16 protein-coding genes and 1 tRNA gene are annotated in these 17,079 nt (G+C 68.6%); 10 read left to right on the top strand and 7 right to left on the bottom strand.

Annotated features, from left to right (window positions below; genetic code table 11):
• Positions 1-49 precede the first annotated feature (49 nt).
• Positions 50-673, bottom strand: coding sequence for a lipocalin family protein (locus ABZ803_RS04815; RefSeq protein WP_245549059.1), 624 nt, complete (start codon positions 671-673; stop codon positions 50-52).
• A gap of 374 nt (positions 674-1,047) precedes the next feature.
• Here ABZ803_RS04815 and ABZ803_RS04810 point away from each other — a divergent pair, with 374 nt between their 5' ends.
• Positions 1,048-1,893, top strand: a complete 846-nt coding sequence (locus ABZ803_RS04810) for a MerR family transcriptional regulator (RefSeq protein ID WP_357032955.1) — start codon at positions 1,048-1,050, stop codon at positions 1,891-1,893.
• A gap of 300 nt (positions 1,894-2,193) precedes the next feature.
• Here the strand turns inward: ABZ803_RS04810 and ABZ803_RS04805 are convergent, their stop codons facing one another.
• Together ABZ803_RS04805 and ABZ803_RS04800 are read right to left on the bottom strand one after the other, a co-directional pair.
• A complete protein-coding gene (locus ABZ803_RS04805) occupies positions 2,194-3,543 on the bottom strand; it encodes a TIGR01777 family oxidoreductase (RefSeq protein WP_357032952.1) in 1,350 nt (449 codons plus the stop codon).
• Between the two features lie 158 nt (positions 3,544-3,701).
• Positions 3,702-4,493, bottom strand: coding sequence for a 3-oxo-5-alpha-steroid 4-dehydrogenase (locus ABZ803_RS04800; RefSeq protein WP_357032949.1), 792 nt, complete (start codon positions 4,491-4,493; stop codon positions 3,702-3,704).
• 115 nt (positions 4,494-4,608) lie between these two features.
• Here ABZ803_RS04800 and ABZ803_RS04795 point away from each other — a divergent pair, with 115 nt between their 5' ends.
• A complete protein-coding gene (locus tag ABZ803_RS04795; RefSeq protein ID WP_357032946.1) occupies positions 4,609-5,415 on the top strand; it encodes a nuclear transport factor 2 family protein in 807 nt (268 codons plus the stop codon).
• Between the two features lie 41 nt (positions 5,416-5,456).
• Here ABZ803_RS04795 and ABZ803_RS04790 read toward each other — a convergent pair whose 3' ends face one another.
• The gene (locus tag ABZ803_RS04790) at positions 5,457-6,377 is read right to left on the bottom strand and encodes a sterol desaturase family protein (protein ID WP_357032943.1); all 921 of its coding nucleotides are present in this window, start codon (positions 6,375-6,377) and stop codon (positions 5,457-5,459) included.
• 223 nt (positions 6,378-6,600) lie between these two features.
• Between ABZ803_RS04790 and ABZ803_RS04785 the strand changes: the two genes are divergently transcribed.
• Both ABZ803_RS04785 and ABZ803_RS04780 read left to right on the top strand, forming a co-directional pair.
• Positions 6,601-7,758, top strand: a complete 1,158-nt coding sequence (locus ABZ803_RS04785; RefSeq protein WP_357034284.1) for a histidine kinase — start codon at positions 6,601-6,603, stop codon at positions 7,756-7,758.
• The gene (locus ABZ803_RS04780) at positions 7,755-8,411 is read left to right on the top strand and encodes a response regulator transcription factor (RefSeq protein ID WP_083863975.1); all 657 of its coding nucleotides are present in this window, start codon (positions 7,755-7,757) and stop codon (positions 8,409-8,411) included. The genes ABZ803_RS04785 and ABZ803_RS04780 overlap by 4 nt, the downstream gene beginning before the upstream one ends.
• A 103-nt stretch (positions 8,412-8,514) precedes the next feature.
• Here the strand turns inward: ABZ803_RS04780 and ABZ803_RS04775 are convergent, their stop codons facing one another.
• A complete protein-coding gene (locus ABZ803_RS04775; RefSeq protein ID WP_357032938.1) occupies positions 8,515-9,321 on the bottom strand; it encodes a VOC family protein in 807 nt (268 codons plus the stop codon).
• Positions 9,322-9,967: 646 nt separating this feature from the next.
• Here ABZ803_RS04775 and ABZ803_RS04770 point away from each other — a divergent pair.
• Genes ABZ803_RS04770 through ABZ803_RS04755 form a run of 4 tightly spaced genes read left to right on the top strand, consistent with a single transcriptional unit; the run spans position 9,968 to position 11,722 of the window.
• A complete protein-coding gene (locus ABZ803_RS04770; protein WP_040868945.1) occupies positions 9,968-10,393 on the top strand; it encodes an SH3-like domain-containing protein in 426 nt (141 codons plus the stop codon).
• Positions 10,390-10,689 carry an SH3-like domain-containing protein gene (locus ABZ803_RS04765; RefSeq protein ID WP_357032935.1) on the top strand — a complete coding sequence of 100 codons (300 nt, stop codon included), beginning with the start codon at positions 10,390-10,392 and terminating at the stop codon, positions 10,687-10,689. Before ABZ803_RS04770 ends, ABZ803_RS04765 begins: the two co-directional genes overlap by 4 nt.
• Positions 10,686-11,396 carry a thiocyanate hydrolase subunit gamma gene (gene scnC / locus ABZ803_RS04760; RefSeq protein WP_357032932.1) on the top strand — a complete coding sequence of 237 codons (711 nt, stop codon included), beginning with the start codon at positions 10,686-10,688 and terminating at the stop codon, positions 11,394-11,396. Before ABZ803_RS04765 ends, scnC begins: the two co-directional genes overlap by 4 nt.
• On the top strand, positions 11,393-11,722 hold the full coding sequence (locus tag ABZ803_RS04755; protein ID WP_357032930.1) for a ScnB: 330 nt from the start codon (positions 11,393-11,395) through the stop codon (positions 11,720-11,722). The genes scnC and ABZ803_RS04755 overlap by 4 nt, the downstream gene beginning before the upstream one ends.
• A 96-nt stretch (positions 11,723-11,818) precedes the next feature.
• Here the strand turns inward: ABZ803_RS04755 and ABZ803_RS04750 are convergent.
• Positions 11,819-11,892 (bottom strand) — tRNA-Met (locus ABZ803_RS04750).
• Positions 11,893-12,418: 526 nt separating this feature from the next.
• Between ABZ803_RS04750 and ABZ803_RS04745 the strand changes: the two genes are divergently transcribed.
• On the top strand, positions 12,419-12,964 hold the full coding sequence (locus ABZ803_RS04745) for a transglycosylase family protein (protein WP_357032928.1): 546 nt from the start codon (positions 12,419-12,421) through the stop codon (positions 12,962-12,964).
• A gap of 88 nt (positions 12,965-13,052) precedes the next feature.
• On the opposite strand, the gene ABZ803_RS04740 is transcribed toward ABZ803_RS04745, so the two are convergent.
• Entirely contained in the window at positions 13,053-16,055 is a 3,003-nt protein-coding gene (locus tag ABZ803_RS04740; RefSeq protein ID WP_357032925.1) for a UPF0182 family protein, read from the bottom strand.
• 210 nt (positions 16,056-16,265) lie between these two features.
• Here ABZ803_RS04740 and ABZ803_RS04735 point away from each other — a divergent pair, with 210 nt between their 5' ends.
• A complete protein-coding gene (locus tag ABZ803_RS04735; protein WP_357032922.1) occupies positions 16,266-16,847 on the top strand; it encodes a PPA1309 family protein in 582 nt (193 codons plus the stop codon).
• Positions 16,848-17,079 lie beyond the last annotated feature (232 nt).

Raw genomic sequence — 17,079 nt, 5'->3', positions numbered from 1 at the left:
CAGCCATACCACCGACGACGCGGCCCTCGCGGGCGCCGAGCATCCCGGATCACCCCGCGCAGAGTGGGACGATGCGCGACTCACCGCCCGTCGTCGGCGAGGTCAGGTACAGGCACGGGTTCTGACCGGCGGCGGTGATCGCCGTGCGCACCTGCTGCCAGGCATCGGCGTCCAGCGAAGCCGCGCGAGCCAGGACGAACCCGGAGATCCGGCTCGGGTCGGTGACCACCGCCCACGAATATTCCGGGCCGAGCGCGGTGACGATGTAGTTGGTCGGCCCTTCCCGGCGATCCTGGGTGGGCACGCCGGGGAAGCTGACGTGCAGCTGCGCCCCGGTCTCCCGGTCGTTGACCGTCGCGGTGCCGTTGATCTCGTTGCGCGTGTTCGCCCACGTGGTGCAGGTGTTGCGCACCGCGATGTCGCCCTGCGGATCGAGTGCGTAATTCGCCTGCGTGTCGCGCGCGCAGTCCAGATTGAAGTATTGCGGCACCGCGGCGAGCTGACGCCAGGTACCCAGGTACCGCTCCAGCTCGAGCCGCGGCACCGGCGCCGGCCCGTCGGCCGGGCTGGGCGCCGCGGCGGAACCGCCCGCCGCCAGCGCCGTCGCGGACAGTGCCGATACCACCCCGGCGAGCAGTCGGGTCGACCTACGCAGCAGATTGCGACGATGCACGCTAACTCCTAGAAATCGGCGACGCTGTCCACGCTAGCACAGAACGATGCATAATTGATGCAACCTATTCATTTCCCGGAGGATCGATGACGCGGAGGACAGCGCACCGCATCGGGGGCCGAAGCCGACTCGGCCCTCGGATCGTCCGCCTCGCACCCCGCAGTCCCTCCGCTCGGATGCCATCCCGCCGTGCCCACCGCTGCTCACCACCGTGAATGCCGGCGACCGGCACTCGCGCGCCCGCACCCGGACTGCCCGACGGCCCGCGCTTCACGACCCGGCACGAAATCGAGGATGACGTGGCGCCATCGCGCGGACCCACCGACAACCCGGGTGGGACGGATCCCGTCGGCGGCGACGGGCAGAATAGGGCGATGCCCGCCGGTCCCGTCCCCGTGTCCGACGCGGCCGGATACACGGTGCGCGCGGTCGCCGAACGTCTCGGTATCCCGACCGCGACACTGCGCAGCTGGAATCGCCGCTACGACATCGGTCCACCGCAACACCGCCCGGGTAAACACCGCCTCTATACCGAGGCCGACATCGCCATGCTGGAGCGGATGCTGACCCTGATCCGCGCGGGTGCGAGCCCGGCGGGCGCGGCGGCTGCGGTGCGCGGACCCGCGCCCACGCTCGGCCGCCGGGAATCGCTGCTGGCCGCGGCTTTCGCGCTGGACACCACCGCGGTGTCCGCCCAGCTCGAAGCGCACGTGCGCGCGTTCGGCGTGGTGGACACCTGGGACCTGCTGTGCCGCCCCGCTTTCGCCGACATCGTCGACCGCCAGCTCGGCGGCGAGGGATGCATCGATGTCGAGCACCTGCTTTCCTGGTGCGTCATCTCGGTGCTGCACCGCACGAACCCGCCGTCGGTGGCCGACGGCACCACGCCGGTGGTGCTCGCCTGCACCAGCGGAGAGACGCATTCGCTTCCGCTGGAGGTGCTGCGAGCGGCCCTCGCCGAACGCGGCGCAGGAGCGCGAATGCTCGGCGCCGACGTGCCCGCCGCGGCGCTCGCCGACACCCTCGCCCGGTTCGACCGTCCCGCCGCCGTTCTGCTGTGGTCGCAGCAGGAGTCCACGGCGTTGACCTCCGCCGTCCGCGCCTGCCTCGGCGCGGGCGCGCGCGTGCTCGTCGGCGGCCCCGGATGGGAGGCGGTATTCCTCCCCGAGGGCGTGGAACGAGTCGACAGCCTGCTCGACGCCGCCGACCGGCTCGCCTGAACGCACAACTCGGCTTCGACGCGGACGGCCGGGGCCAATCCATCGCCGACCCCCTCCGAATCCCCGCCCGACGCGCTTCGGGCTCATGGCCTACGAAAAGTAGCTTGCTTCACGCTCCAGATTCGATGCGAAATCAATGCATGTGCCACTTGGAGGACGATTCGGCTGAGCGAGCCGCAATGTTCGAGCACACGTCGCCGACTCGGCACCGATCCGATCTGCCGATGGCGCTATCTCGCCACCCCGAAGCCGGGTCCCACAGCCGCTAACCCAACGGGAGCACCCAGGGTCCGGCTGGAGTCACTCCGCGGGCCTGCCGAGCAGATGACGCAGCGCCGGCTCCAGGGCCGGGGCACGGAATCGGTGACCGGCTTCGGTCAGCCGGGCGGGAACGACGCGCTGACTCGCGGACGCCACTTCCCGGTTCCCTTCGCGCCCCAACAGGAACGCGGGACCGAACCCGGGTACCGGGAACAGCGCGGGCCGGTGCAGCACGCCCGCAAGGACCTTGGTGTACTCCGCGTTGCGAACCGGTTGCGGGGCAACGGCATTGACCGCCCCGGACAGGCCGGTGTCCCAGAGCGCCCGATGGTAGACGTCGATCAGGTCATCGATCCCGATCCACGACAGCCACTGCCGCCCGCCGCCGATGCGCCCGCCCAGCCCCGCCGTGAACAGCGGGCGCAACAGCCGCAGCGTCCCGCCGCGCGGGGACTGCACGATCCCGGTACGCACGCGCACCACCCGCACACCCGCTTCGGCGGCGGGCACCGTCGCGGCCTCCCACCCCTCGACCACGTCGGCGAGGAAGCCGCCACCGCGCATCGACCGCTCGGTCAGCGCCTCGTCGCCGCGATCGGGGCCGTAGTAGCCGATCGCGGAGGCGCTGACGAAGACCGGCACCGCAGCCCGCGCCGCCACTTCGGCGAGTCTCCGGGTCGGCCCGATCCGGCTGTCCGCGATCGCCCGCTTGTGCCCCGCGGTGAATCGGCCCGCGATGGAGGCCCCGGCCAGATGCACCACCGCGTCCACGCCGTCCAGCAGGTCGGGCGCGGGATCCGCGGGGTCCCATCGTCTTTCGTCCGCGGCGCGCGGCGCGTGCCGGACCAGCCGTACCACACGATGCCCGCCGGTGGACAGGAACGCGGTCAGCGCCGAACCGACCAGGCCGGACGCTCCGGTCACCGCGACGGTTCCGGACACGAAACCCTCCCCCGCCGCCCGCGCGTGCGCCGCGAGGTCGTCGGCGAGTTGCCGGTGGCGGTAGGCGAACATGGGCCGCAGGACCGTCGCGGGCACCGGCGCGTCCACCCGGTCGACCACCCGGGTGTGCGTCCGGTCGACGACCTCGAAATCGTGGGTGTGCCGCCACGGGAGCAGGCCGGCAGGCAGCGAGCCCACGCCGTCGACGGTGACCGCGTCGACGAACCGGCGCGGCGGGTCGTACTCGCCGGGATCGTGCCGGGCCACCCAGCGCAGGCCACCGGGCAGTCCGAGCACCGCCTGCCCGTCGGACAGCGAGTCCGACTCGGCGCGCGGTGACACCGGCTGCCACGGCGGCGCCAGGCGGGTCAGCGCGCCGGGGCGGGCGTGCCAGGCGAACACCTCGGACCGGGGTAGATCGATGACGCTCGCGTACTCGATACCCATGACCCGACTGTAGCCCGAAACCGACCCGATGCAGCGTTTCTGCATCGTTCCTCGACTCACAATCTCATAAACCACAGGAAACGGTCGATGAACAGGTCGTCCGATGCAATTTTCTGGCTCGAAACCCCTCGGCCAGCAGGGCGGCGAGTCAGGCGGGGTCAGACCACGAAGGGAATCAACGCTTTCCGGTCCGCCGGGTAGTCGGCGAACTTCTCCCGGTACCACTTGTGCGTGGCGAAGGCGCGCGGTACCAGATTGCCCGCCGTGATCAGGAAGATCACCACGCCGGCCAGCGACCACGTCGCCAGCGCGAAGCCCGCCCAGGCGATCAACTCACCCAGGTAGGCCGGGCTGCTGACGAATCGGAACCCCGCGCCGTGCGGAATCCGGTATTCGGCGGCGCCCGGATCGTTCTTGTCCCGCAGGTTGCGCACGATCGACTCCGAGCGCACCAACAACACGAACCCGCCCAGATAGACGACGAGCCCGAGCAGGAACCGCGGATCGGTCAACCACTCCGGCCCGTATTGATCGAGATAATCGTGACCGAACAAGGTGCCGTTGAGATAGCCGTGCAGCGCCGTGACGAACATGCCCGCGGCGAGCACCGAGATGTTGAAGCTGCTCCGCTTACCGGGCATCTGCCGGATGGACAGCGGGAAGAACCAGCCGCGGTTGCCGTAGTGCAACACCCAGATCGCGGCGAGCGCCAAGGAGGTGGGTTCGAAGCGGTTCGGGCCCGCGAGGTAGCAGATCGCGAAGATCACCGTCGCCGGGATCTCCATCAACCACCAGCCCAGCTTGGGATCGAGATTGAAACCGATCTCGGTCGAGGCGAACCGCCCGTAGGGACTCTGCGCGAAGAAGCCGCCGACGACCACGAACGCGGCGAACGCGAAGCCGATCGTCAGTACGGTGTCGTAGGCGGTGTTCCCGGTATACCAGTCCATCGAGTTCCCTTGCCGTACGGAGGCGACCGGCGTGAGAACCGGAACGCGACGCCAAAATTAGAACTTGTTCTACCATGTGTCCAGTCCCGGCTCGCTGTCAACGGAGGTACTGCCCATGCCGCTGGATCCCTCGGCCGCGGCGCTGCTCGCGGCCGTCGAGGCGTCGCCGCGCGCGGTCGGCGCGCACGACAGGTCCGCGTGGGTCGGCCTGTTCGCCCCCGGCGCGGAGGTCAACGACCCGGTGGGATCCCGCCCGCACATCGGCCGGGCCGCCATCGAACGGTTCTACGACACCTTCATCGGGCCGAACACCATCGCGTTCCGGGTCGACCGCGACCTGGTCCATCCGCCGATGGTGGTGCGTGATCTGACCATCGTCACCACGATGTCCACCGGCGCCACCGTCTCCGTCCCGATGCATCTGCGCTACCGGCTGGTCGAGCGGGACGGCGCGTGGCGGATCGTCCACCTGGCCGCGCATTGGGAGCTGGCGGGCATGATCTGGCAACTGCTGCGCACCGGGCTGCCCGGATTCGCCGCCGCGCTGAAGCTCGGGCCGCAACTGATCGTCAACCAGGGCGTCGGCGGGGCGCTGGGCATGCTACAGGCGCTCGGCGGCGTGGGCCGCCGCGGAAAACGCGCCACGACAGGGCTTTTCGCTGCCGCGGCGAGCACCGACCTGAGCCGCGTGCGCGAGTTGCTCGGAGATCGGGCCGATCTCGAGTTGCCCGCGGGCACGCCGGTATCGGTGGAGGAATTCACGAATCGGGTGCGCAACATGCGCTGGAGCAAGGTGATCGCCGCGGGCCGCACCGTCACGGCGAGTGTGCGGCTCGGCGCGGCAGCCGGAGTGGCGGTCGTGGAGTTCGCGATCGGCAGCGACAGCATCGCGAGTGTGACGTTCTATCTCGACGGTGACTGACCCAGGATCATCCGCCGCCGCACCCGGCCACCGCACCGCGTTCAGGACGTGAGCTGTCCCGCGCGCTCCACCGTCGGGCCGGTTGCCGGAACTTCGACCACCTCGGACACCGGTGCCGCATGCTCGGTCCAGCCGGGCGGACCGAAAACATATCCGAGCCGCCCGCGCCAGGTGCTCGCTCCGCGCACGTCGCGGATCAGCGCGGCCAACTCGTGATAGTTGACCTTCAGCGGGTTGTCGGTGCCGATGTTCTTGGTGAGGCCGTATCGGACCGGTTCCGATTCGGCGGCGAAGCTGCCGAACATGCGATCCCAGATGATGAGGATGCCGCCGTAGTTCTTGTCGATGTAGGGCTTGTTCGAACCGTGGTGGACACGATGGTGCGACGGCGTGTTGAACAGGAACTCGATCGGGCGTGGCAGCGTCCGGACGCGTTGGGTGTGGATCGGGAACTGGTACAGCAACCCGATGCCCTGCAACAAGAAGATCATCCAGGCCGGGAAGCCCAGCAGCGCAGCGGGCACCCACGCCAGCCCGCGCAGGATGTTGGGGACCGGATGCAGCCAGGAGAGGCGGATCGCGGTGGAAAGGTTGAAGTACTCGCTCGAGTGGTGCACGTTGTGCGCGGTCCACATCAGCCGCACCCGATGGTCGGCGCGATGCGCCCAGTAGTAGCAGAGATCCGTGACGATCAGTCCGAGTACCCAGACCCACCACGAGCGCGGCGAAAGGTGCAGCGGAGTGATCGCGGCAGCGCCGACCACCGCCGAAAACGGCAACAGATACTGCATCAGCGGTTTCACCAGCCGGCCCAGGGTGAACGTCGCGATGTTGGACGCGGTGTCGCGGGCCGACCCGCTGTTGCCGGATCGGTCTGGGTCTCGCCGGTAGGCGATCCATTCCACCAGCATGAGCACCGCGAAGGCGGGAATGGCGTAGCTCAACAACTCCACACGGCCCATGAGTTCTCCTTCATCGTCCACCGTCGGCTTCGACGCTACGGCTGCGCGGCCGCGAGAACATCGCGCCGACGAGGGATCGCGCGTCCCCCGCGCGGGGGACGCGGGCGGCTCGGTCGGCGGGCACAGTGAGTGGTCGGCGTCCCCGGCGCGGCCGGGCGCGCTCGCTAGGATCGCCGCGTGACTCGACGCTGAACCGGACGGAGGCGGTGGCGAACTGTTGGATGTGAGCAGGTCGCTGGCCCGGCAGTCGGTGGTGGTCGCCGTCGCGGCGGCCCTGATCGACGCGGTGGTGCTGGGGCTGTGCGGCGTCTTCGCCGTCGCACCGTGGCAGACGGCCGCCGCGATCACCGCGATCGTCGCCGCCGATCTGGCCTTGGCCGCGCCGCCCAGGACCGCCGGGGTGGTGGCGGTGGCGCAGGTGCTCGTGCGCTTGCTGGCCGCACTGCTGCTGCACCGCCACGGGTTCCCGGTGCGGTTCGCCGACGTGGGTTTCCTGGTGGCCGGATATCGCGCGGGTGCATGGCTCGCCGGGCCGAAATCCGTGCTGACCATGCTGCTGCTGTGCGGCGGCGTGGCCACGGCCCACATGCTCACCGGCAGCAATGCCGCCCAGGACTGGCGGCTGCTGCTCGCCTCCACGGTGTCCGCGGGATGCGTGCCTTGGCTGGTCGGCCGTTACACAGCCGCGCGCGGCGCCTACATCGCCGACCTCGAGCAGCGTGCCCGGTTGCGGCAGCAGGAGCACCGGGCGGCTCTGGAGCGAGCGGTCACCGAAGAGCGGGCGGCCATCGCCCGCGACCTGCACGACGTGATCTCGCACCACGTCAGCGCGATCGGCATCCACGCCGGCGCCGCCAGGCTCGCGCTGGGCGGCGCGGCGCCCCCCGCCGCCGCCCGATCGCTGTCCGCGGTCGAATCCAGCAGCCGGGCCGCGATGGTCGACCTGCGCCGCCAGCTCGATCTGTTGCACGGACGCGACGACGACGGGCAGCGCCAGCCCGGACTCGCCGACATCGACGGGCTGATCGAGCACGTGCGCGCGGCCGGGCTGGAGGTCGAGACGACGGTGCGCGGGGACGCGGTCGAACTACCCGACTCGCTGAACATCACCTTGTACCGCATCGTGCAGGAGATGCTGACCAACGCGCTGCGGCACGGGGACGGCACGCACGCGCGACTGGACGTGGAGTACCTGCCGAAACGGGTGGTGCTGCGCGCGACCAATCCCCTCGCCCGCGAACCGGCCGCCGCCGACAGCTCGGTCCCGCGTGGCCTCAACGGGATCCGCCGCCGCGCCGAGCTGTTCGGCGGCGAACTGGACTACGGCAGCGACGCCGCGCAGTGGCACACCACGGTGTCCGTGCCGATCGGAGGATCGTGAACCCACCCATCCGCGTCCTGATCGCCGACGACCACAGCATGTTCCGCTCCGGCCTGCGCGCCGTCGTCGACAGCCAGGCGGACCTCGATTGCGTCGCCGAAGTGAGCGACGGCCGCGCCGCCATCACCGAGACCGCCCGGCTGCGACCGGATGTCGCGATCCTCGATGTCCGGATGCCGAAGCTGGACGGGCTGGCCGCCACCGGCGCGATCGTCGCCGCGGGCGGAACGCACGTCCTGGTGCTCACCACCTACGACAGCGACGCCAACCTGTATCGCGCCTTGCAGGCGGGTGCGAGCGGATTCCTGCTGAAAAGCCTGCCGCCCGAGGAGTTGGTCACGGCCATCCGGATCGCGGCACGCGGCGATGCGCTGATCGATCCCTCGATGACCCGCCGCCTGGTCTCCCGCTTCGCGAGCACGCTCGCACCGCCGCGCACCCCGCAGGAAGTCCACCAGCTCACCGCTCGTGAACTCGAGGTACTGCTCCTGCTGGCCGACGCGCGCAGCAACGCCGAGATCGCCGCGCAACTGGGCGTCGGCGAGGAGACGGTGAAGACCCACGTCTCCCGTATCCTCGCCAAACTCGGTGTGCGCGATCGCATCCACGCCGTCGTCTACGCCCATCAGCACGGGCTGGTCACGCCGGAATAGGCGCGCTCGCCCGTGCCGCCGAGACGCGAGACCACCCGACCACTCCTCGACGCCGGCCCACTACGGCGGAGCGGCGCTCACCTCGCCGCCCCGTCGACACGGCTCAGGCGCCGCCCGGCGCTTCGCCGACGGTGGTCGTGGGATCGATGATGCCGAAGACCTCGCCCTGCGGGCCCTGGACGATGCCCATCCGCCCGAAGGGGCTGTCCTCGGGTCCGGACATCACGGTGGCGCCGAGATCGCCCGCCTGGGACAACGCCTGGTCGGTGTTGTCGACCTGGAACCAGGCCAGCCAATAGGACGGGTTGTCGCCCGGCATCTTCGTCGAGTCGTTGACGCCGCCGACGGCGTCGCCGCCGGGCGTCAGGCTGATGGTGGAGTAGACGAAGCGCTCGCCGTCACCGATCTCGGCGTAGTGCCAGCCGAACACGTCGGCGTAGAACTCCTGCGCCTGCTTGTAGTCGCTGGTGTGCAGTTCGTTCCAGCAGTAGGCGCCGTGCTCGTTGTAGATGCCCGCGCCCGCGTGGGCCTTGGCCTCCCAGACCCCGAACACCGCGCCGGTCGGGTCGGCGCCGACGAACATGCGGCCGACATCGAGCACATCGAACGGTTTCATCATCAGCGCACCGCCCGCCGCGCCGACCTTCTCGCCGATCGCGTCGGCGCTGTCGGCGGCGAGATAGGTGGTCCACACCGACGGCATCGGCATGCCTTCCGGCTTGGGTCCGATGCCCGCGGCCGCGCGGCCGTTGCGCATCGCCATCAGATATCCACCCGCCTCCGGCGGGCTGTCCTGGATCTCCCAGCCGAAGAGGGCGCCGTAGAATTCGCGGGCGCGCGCCGGATCGTCGACCTGGCAGTCGACCCAGCACGGCGTTCCCTGCGGCCAGCTTCCGTCATGAGTGGGCATTGCGAGTGCCTCCTGACACGGGTTGCCGATGTGCGGCCGAGACGGCCGGCACCCGGCTAGTCAACCACCAGCACTCCGTGGAAGTGAGCCGATTCGGCCGACCTCTCGATCAGGTTCACGAGCGTGTGGGACTCAGGGGAAAGACCCCTTACACAGATCAGTCCCCGGTAGTCTTATCGAAACCGTGAGCGTCGGTCGTCGCTGACGACTCCGGTGTTTCGACTGGCTTGCCGGGGGCCTAGCCGGATCCTGGGTCGGTGTCTTCACTGCCTGCCGACGTCTCAGCTGACAGTGCGCTCACCTACCGGTGCTCCGGTGTAATGACTAGTCTCCTCCACATTTTCCGCTAGTCAAGAGGCCGTACCGCCGATTCTCCGAGCCGGCGCACGGCCGTGCCACGCACCGCAGACATCCTTCAGCAAATCGATCTTGACGTGTACTCTTGGCATCCGAACCATGCGATTGTGACTGGGCTCACAGGCCCGTCGCCCGACTGCTCCCGCCTGCCCGATGGCCGGGCAGACCGTCCCGTTGGAGTCCCCATGGCGCTCGTCCTCGGTCCCGCTTCGACGAGTGCGGGCGTGCGCGCGCACATCCACCGCAACCGCTCCGCCGGGGACCCCGGATCCGTCGCTACGGAGTCATCATGAGCGCACCGAACCGATTCGACGAGTTGCAGCATCGCGTCGCGGACCTCGCACCGGTCTTCCGTGAGCCGCTCGACTCGCCCTACGAGATCTCCAACGAGTTGTTCGCCGCACTTCGCCACGTGCTGCACGACGTGGGCGGCCAACCGGACATCCCGGTCGAGTACCGGGAGAAGGAGGAAGAGCCCTGGGAGATGAGCACCTACGTCACGTGCGAATGCCTCGGGTGGCGCGGGGTGTGGAACTCCGAGGAACGCAGGCGAGCGGAGAACGATCTCGGCGCGACGCTGTATTTCGGTCTCCCCTACTACGCGCGCTGGGCGACCGTCGCGGCGAAGACTCTGGTCGCCAAGGGATTGATCACCCCCGACGAACTCTCCGCCAAGTTGGACGAAGTGCGCGCCCGTAGGGAGGCGCGACCATGAGCAGGAAGTATCGGATCGGCGATCGCGTGCGGGTGCGCGACGCCACGTCGATGTTCCACACCCGCACGCAGGACTATACGCGCGGGCACACCGGCGTCGTCGTCGAGCACCGGCCGGAGTGGATCATCCCCGAGGACGAGGCGTGGGGACGCGAGGACGGCCGCGTCGAGCCGTTCTACGTCGTGCGATTCCGTCAGAAGGATTTGTGGCCCAAATACACCGGCTTCGACGCCGACACCTTGGAGACGGAGGTCTCCGAGCGCTGGCTCGAGCCCGCAGAGGAGGATGCCCAGTGAGCCGGACCCACGATCACGACACCCACGCGCCGATCCGGACGAGTGACGAGATCAGCGAATTCGAAGTGCTCGAGACGGCGGTCCGCGAACTGGCCATCGAGAAGGGACTCTTCTCCCAGGAGGACCACCGGAGGTTCGCCGAGTGGGCCGAATCGGTCGGTCCGCACGGCGGATCGCGACTGGTGGCCAAGGCGTGGACCGATCCCGACTTCAAGGCGCGCCTGCTCGCCGACGGGACCGAGACGTGCAAAGAGGTCGGCATCGACTGGCACGATCCCACCGGCTCCGGGACGCCGAGCGACTACACCTACTTCTACGTGCTGGAGAACACCCCGCAGGTGCACAACGTCATCGTGTGCACGCTGTGTTCGTGCTATCCGCGACCGGTTCTCGGGATGTCCCCCGACTGGTATCGCACACCCAATTACCGTCGCCGCCTGGTGCGCTGGCCCCGCGAGGTGCTCGCCGAGTTCGGCTTGCACTTCCCGCCCGAGGTCGAGATCCGGGTGCACGATTCGAACCAGAAATCCCGGTTCATGGTGCTGCCGATGCGCCCGGAGGGCACCGAGGGCTGGACCGAGGAGCAGCTGGCCGCCATCGTCACCCGGGACACCATGATCGGCGTGGCGCTGCCCCAGGTCGACTGGACCGCGCAGCAGCCGCCGAACCGCGTCGAGACCGCGACAGGACAGGAGGGACGCCGGTGACGAGCGGTCCGTACGAAGTACTGCTGAACACCCTGGGTCCCGCGTCGCGCCGGGAGAGCACCCTGCCCGAACTCGATGGCAAGCCGGACCCGTGGGAGTCCAGCATGCAGGCCACGTGCGAATGCCTCTCTTGGCGCGGCGCCCTGGACAACCTGGAGCGCCGCCATGCCGAGGACGAGCTCGGCGAGACCATCTACCGGGACTTCCCGGTACGCACGCGATCGGTGGTGGTCACCGCGCACGCGCTGATGGACCTGGGCGTGATCAGCCCGGAGGAACTGCACGCCCGCATGGAAGCGGTCCGGGAGCGATTCCACCGGCAGTAGGCCCACCAGAACCGGCGGGGAGCCGCGGAGACCGCCGAACCGACGCATCGCAAACGAAAGGGCCCGGAACCTCATGGTTCCGGGCCCTTTCGCTAGTAGCGGGGACAGGATTTGAACCTGCGACCTCTGGGTTATGAGCCCAGCGAGCTACCGAGCTGCTCCACCCCGCGTCGGTGAACACAACATTACACACGGGTTCACGAAGTCTGCAAATCACCAGCTCAGCAGCGGTTTCGACGCGGTATACGGGCCGCAGGAACCGTCGCCGGAACCCTATAGCGACCCCGAAACGCGCGATGCGATCTCGGCGAGAAGCACATCAGACACCGCGCGCACAAGATTTGCCACACGTCGGCCACTTCAAACGTGATGTACTTCACTATTTCGACGTGATCTCACTCACATAACGATGCGATAACTTACCACTGTCGCGGCGTGTTGATGTCGTTTCCCACCTGGAAAAACGGGGATATTCCTGTTATTCGCTTCATGCAATTCCGGCGTTATCCAGATGTGATCTGCTGAGATTTCTTCGTTACCGTCAATCCACGGCCCGGATCATCCGAGACGGGCTCGAACTCGAACCGCCGAACACCGGCAACCCTGTCCCGCGGTTCGAGGATCCCCGACGACCTGGGGACAGGGACGCGGCAGAGTTCCATCGCCGTGCCGGCGGGCGCAGGGAGGGAAACGACCATGACTGAGAACCGGAAGATCAGCACCCGCGCCCTCGGCTTCGCCGCCATCACCGGCGCACTTGTTGCCGTCCCGTTCGCATTCTCCACCGCTTCCGCCTCCGCGGCGTCCCACAACTGGGACGGCGTCGCACAGTGCGAGAGCGGTGGCAACTGGGGGATCAACACCGGAAACGGCTACTACGGCGGCCTGCAGTTCTCGCAGAGCACCTGGGCCGCCAACGGCGGCAGGGGCTCGGCGCACAACGCGAGCAAGGAAGAGCAGATCCGGGTGGCGGAGAACGTGCTCGCCACCCAGGGCGCAGGCGCGTGGCCGGTGTGCGGCCAGTACCTGCGCCAGGGCACCTCCGAGCCCGAGCCCCTCGTCGAGGCCGAGGAACTGCCCGCCGTGCCCGAACCCGCCCAGCCGGCCGTCGGCGCCGCGCGGTCGGCGGCCGAGCGGGCCCGGTCCGCCGCGGACGAGCTCGCCGAGCAGTACGGTGTGAAGGACCAGTTCCAGCAGATCCTCAGCCAGAACAGCGCGCTGATCGACGCTCTCGGTCGCTGACCCTCCCGCGTCACGAACGCGAAGACGCCGCCATCGTGAACGATGGCGGCGTCTTCGGTGTTCGGGGCTGTTCGAACGGCGTCGCTATTCAGCGACCGGCGTCCTGGTACGCCTTGACGGCGGCTTCCAGCTCGTCCAGTGCCCGGCCGAAATCTTGGAAGTTCCCGCTGCGCATGGCATTTCGCACATTCTCGATCTTCCGGTTGAGCTCGGCCGCCGCGGCGTCCTTGGCGGGGGACGATCCGGGCGCGGGCGGCGAGACCGATGCGGGCGGCGGCGTCGCGGCGGTGCCGGTCCCGTTGTTGCCCTGATCGGCGGGCGGCGGAACGGTGCCCGGCTTGGGCCTGGTGCCCGAGTCACCGCCGAACGGCGTCGCCAGCGCGCCCGCACCGGGGAGGACCTGGTTCAGCGCGTCCGCCAATGTCGATGCGTAGCCCACCTTGACGTTGCCCGCCTCGTCCCGATAGCTCACCAGCACGCGCAGCAACTGCGGGAAGGTCGCCGTGTTCGGCCCGGTGTTGCGTTCGTTGTAGAACGGCTCCACATAGAGAATGCCGCCGTCCGCGACCGGCAGGGTCAGCAGATTGCCATATTTGATCTTGTTCGAATTCGACAGCAGCGTTTTCTCGCGCGATACGTCCGGCGATGTCGTCATCCGGTTCTGCGTCTGCTGCGGACCCAATGTCTGTGTATCCGTGGGCAATCGAAGAATCGTGAATTTCCCGTAGTTGTCCGGATCGGAGCGCACCGAGATATACGCCGCGAGATACGGCCGGTTGTAGCCGGTCATCGCGCTGGTCAAATTGAACGTGGGCTTGTTCGTCTTCGAGTCGCCCAGCAGCACGTAATACGGCGGCTGATTGGCGGTGGTCCCGCCCTCGGTCGTGGGATCGGCGGGCACCGACCAGAAGGCGTTGTTGGTGAAGAACTCCCGTGGATCGTCCACGTGGTACTTCGACAGCATCTCGCGCTGGACCTTGAACAGATCCTCCGGATAGCGGAAGTGCGCCCGCAGTTCCGGCGAGATCTCGCTCTCCGGCTTCACCGCGCCGGGAAACACCCCGCGCCATGCCTGCAGCACCGGATCCGACGAGTCCACCTCGTACAGGGTGACGCTGCCGTCGTACGCGTCGACCGTGGCCTTCACCGAGTTGCGGATGTAGCTGACCGACTTGCGCGGCAGCAGACGCCCGGTCTTCTTGTCGATGCTGTCCTCGACCGCGCCCTCCAGCTGGGTGTTCTGCGCGTACGGGTAGTTGTCCAGCGTGGTGTAGGCGTCCACGATCCAGACGATCCGTCCGTCCACCACTGCGGGGTAGGCGTTCCCGTCGGTGGTCAGCCAGGGCGCGACCTTCTGCACCCGCTCGCGCGGGCTGCGGTTGAAGATGATCTTCGAGTCGTCACCGATGGCCGAGGAGAACAGGATGTTGCGCTCGGCGTACTTGGCCGCGAAGGCCAACCGGTTGAACCAGTTGCCGATCGGCACGCCGCCCTTGCCGGTGTAGGTGAACTGCGCTGTGTCCGAGTCGTACTCGCGCGGACGCTGGCCGTCCATCGCGCCGACGATCGCGTAGTCCGGGTTCGCCTGTGAGATCAGCTCGCCGAAATACACCCGCGGCTGGTCCACCCTGATCCGCTGCTTGTCCGCGGGCGTGAACAGGTCGCTCACCATGAAGATCGGGTAACCGCCGTCGCCGCTGCCCCCGGCGGCGTTGGGATCGTCCGACGGCGGCTTGTTCACCCGGTTGGCGGGGGCGGCGACGAAGCCGTTGCCGTGGGTGTAGACGGTGTGCCGGTTGATCCAGTCGGTCTGGTTGCCGCTCAGCGCCGCGGGCGAGAGCTCCCTGGCGGCGACGATGTAGTCCTGCACGTCGCCGTCGAGGTTGTAGCGGTCGATGTCCAGCGACTCCGGGAAACCGTAGAAGTTCTTCAGCTGGCGCAGCTGAGTGAACGTGGGCGAGAGGATGTTCGGATCGAGCAACCTGGCGTTGCCGATAGTGGCGGCGTCCACCGGCACCTCGAGCGGGTTCTTGTTGCTCTCGCCCTTGTAGTCCTTGTAATCGATCCTGTCATCGGTGATGCCGAACGCCTGCCTGGTCGCGGCGATATTGCGTTCGATGTACTCGCTCTCCTTGTCCGCGGCGTTGGGACGCACGGAGAACTGCTCGACCACCAGCGGCCACACCGCGCCGACCAGGATCGAGGACAGCACCAGCAGCGCGGCGGCCATCGCGGGCACCCGCAGATCGCGCAGCACGATGCCGGCGAAGAAGGCCAGCGCGCAGATCACCGCGATGGACAGCAGGATGAGCTTCGCGGGCAGAACCGCGTTGATGTCGGTGAACGAACCGCCGGTGAAGGTGGGCTCCTTGCGGCTGCTGGAGAGCAGTTCGTACCGGTCGAACCAGTACGCGATCGCCTTGAGCAGCACGAAGGTTCCGGCCAGCAGCGCGAGCTGGATCCGCGCGGCGCGGGTGAGCGTGCCCTCGCGACCGGTCAGGCGCAGTCCGCCGAAGACGTAGTGGGTGACCAGGCTGGCGAAGAACGCGATGACCACCGCGACGAAGAGCCAGTTCAGCACCATGCGGTAGAAGGGCAGGTCGAAGGCGTAGAAGCCGACGTCGAGGTTGAATTCCGGGTCCTTCTCGCCGAACGAACCGCCGTGCAGGAACAACTGCACCGTCACCCAGTTCGACTGCGCCACCAGGCCCGACAGCAGCCCGAGCAGCACCGGGATGCCGATGCCGAACAGCCGCAGCCTGCTCATCACGGTGGTGCGGTAGCGCGCGATCGGATCGTTCGGGCCGGCCACCGGCACGAACACCGGCCTGGACCGGTAGGCCAGCAGCAGCGCCAGCCAGACCACCAGTCCGACGAACGCCGCCACGACGAGGAATAGCAGGACGCGGGTTCGCAACACCGTGAGATACACGTTGCGGAAGCCGACCTCGCCGAACCACAGCCAATTGGTGTAGGTGTCCGTCAGCCGCGGCCCGAGCAGCAGCAATGCCGCCAGGACGATGGCTGCCACCAGCAGCACACGGCTGCGTCGGGACAGCGAAGGTAAGCCGGTGGGGGGCCGCATGCCCACGATGCCACTCTCCAAGGTCCGGCGACGCTCGCACCGAGAGGCCCGGCCGGTGCGCCGCAGTCCGATGTTGCGGGTGGTCCTTCCGGACCGTCCCGGCCCACTCTACGGAAATCGGACACCATCCAGCTGGCAGGGTTGCGCTTGCCGCGCCGGAGAAACGAACGTCCGGGTTTCCGGCTGCCCTCGTCGGCGGTTTGGTTGGATGGTCGCGTGACCCCAGACCTGCACGCCGAACTCGTCCTTGCCCGATCCGTCCGGGAGGTGGCGGAATTCGTCGACGCCGAGGGGTGGGGGCATCCCCCGCAGATGTTCGCCTTGGTGCCGACCGCGGACCTGGTCGCGGCGCAGCCGGAACTGGAGGAGCAGCTCGACGAGGGCGACGAGCTGACGCCGGTCGCGCAGGAGGCTTTCCCGGACGACATCACCGGCGGTTCGATCGCCTTGGACGAATTCCTGGCCACCACCAGCTGGCCTCCCGCCGTCCGCGGTTGCGTGCTGGTGCAGGAGATCGTGGTGCTCCCGCCGGACGCCGAATCGACGCTCGACGACGCGCTCGCGCCGCTGCTGGCCGATCACGACGCCGCCGACGCGGCCGCGCGCGCCGCCGCCGAAGCGCACCCGGAGCGCCGGGAGGCCCGGTTGTTCGCCGCGGTGCTGCGCGACGGCGCGTCGCTGTGCCTGCTGCAACTGCGCCCCGAGGACGACGCCGACGATTTCGGTGACCTCGACCTGCGCACCTATCCCAACCTGGCGCCCAACCTGGTCGAGGCCCTGCACCATACGTTCGAATGAACGAACCCGGCCGGCTCGCCGACGAGGCGCGCTGACCTCCACGGACATCGGACGCCCGCTGGGACCCACCGTCACGGCGGCGCTGCCGCCCGCCGCAATCTCGGACGCGGGGCCCGGAGCAGCGGGAGAGCGACAGCCTGCTGCTCCTCACCGCACCGGAAGCCGCCCACGTGCCCTGTTACGCGCTCGCGGTGAACCCGCGGACCGGGTCGCGCGGTTTCCGGCCGGAGTC

This window comes from Nocardia sp. NPDC047648, from assembly GCF_040642815.1.
Lineage (GTDB): Bacteria > Actinomycetota > Actinomycetes > Mycobacteriales > Mycobacteriaceae > Nocardia > Nocardia gamkensis.
The sequence above is the reverse complement of the archived record's forward strand: the minus strand, read 5'-3'. Positions and strand labels throughout refer to the sequence as shown.

What these genes read in the sequence shown, in the direction of transcription:
- ABZ803_RS04810 (WP_357032955.1), top strand. Translation starts at nt 1,048, where the DNA reads ATGCCCGCCGGTCCCGTCCCCGTGTCCGACGCGGCCGGATACACGGTG.
- ABZ803_RS04805 (WP_357032952.1), bottom strand. Translation starts at nt 3,543, where the DNA reads ATGGGTATCGAGTACGCGAGCGTCATCGATCTACCCCGGTCCGAGGTG.
- ABZ803_RS04800 (WP_357032949.1), bottom strand. Translation starts at nt 4,493, where the DNA reads ATGGACTGGTATACCGGGAACACCGCCTACGACACCGTACTGACGATC.
- ABZ803_RS04795 (WP_357032946.1), top strand. Translation starts at nt 4,609, where the DNA reads ATGCCGCTGGATCCCTCGGCCGCGGCGCTGCTCGCGGCCGTCGAGGCG.
- ABZ803_RS04790 (WP_357032943.1), bottom strand. Translation starts at nt 6,377, where the DNA reads ATGGGCCGTGTGGAGTTGTTGAGCTACGCCATTCCCGCCTTCGCGGTG.
- ABZ803_RS04775 (WP_357032938.1), bottom strand. Translation starts at nt 9,321, where the DNA reads ATGCCCACTCATGACGGAAGCTGGCCGCAGGGAACGCCGTGCTGGGTC.
- ABZ803_RS04770 (WP_040868945.1), top strand. Translation starts at nt 9,968, where the DNA reads ATGAGCGCACCGAACCGATTCGACGAGTTGCAGCATCGCGTCGCGGAC.
- ABZ803_RS04765 (WP_357032935.1), top strand. Translation starts at nt 10,390, where the DNA reads ATGAGCAGGAAGTATCGGATCGGCGATCGCGTGCGGGTGCGCGACGCC.
- ABZ803_RS04745 (WP_357032928.1), top strand. Translation starts at nt 12,419, where the DNA reads ATGACTGAGAACCGGAAGATCAGCACCCGCGCCCTCGGCTTCGCCGCC.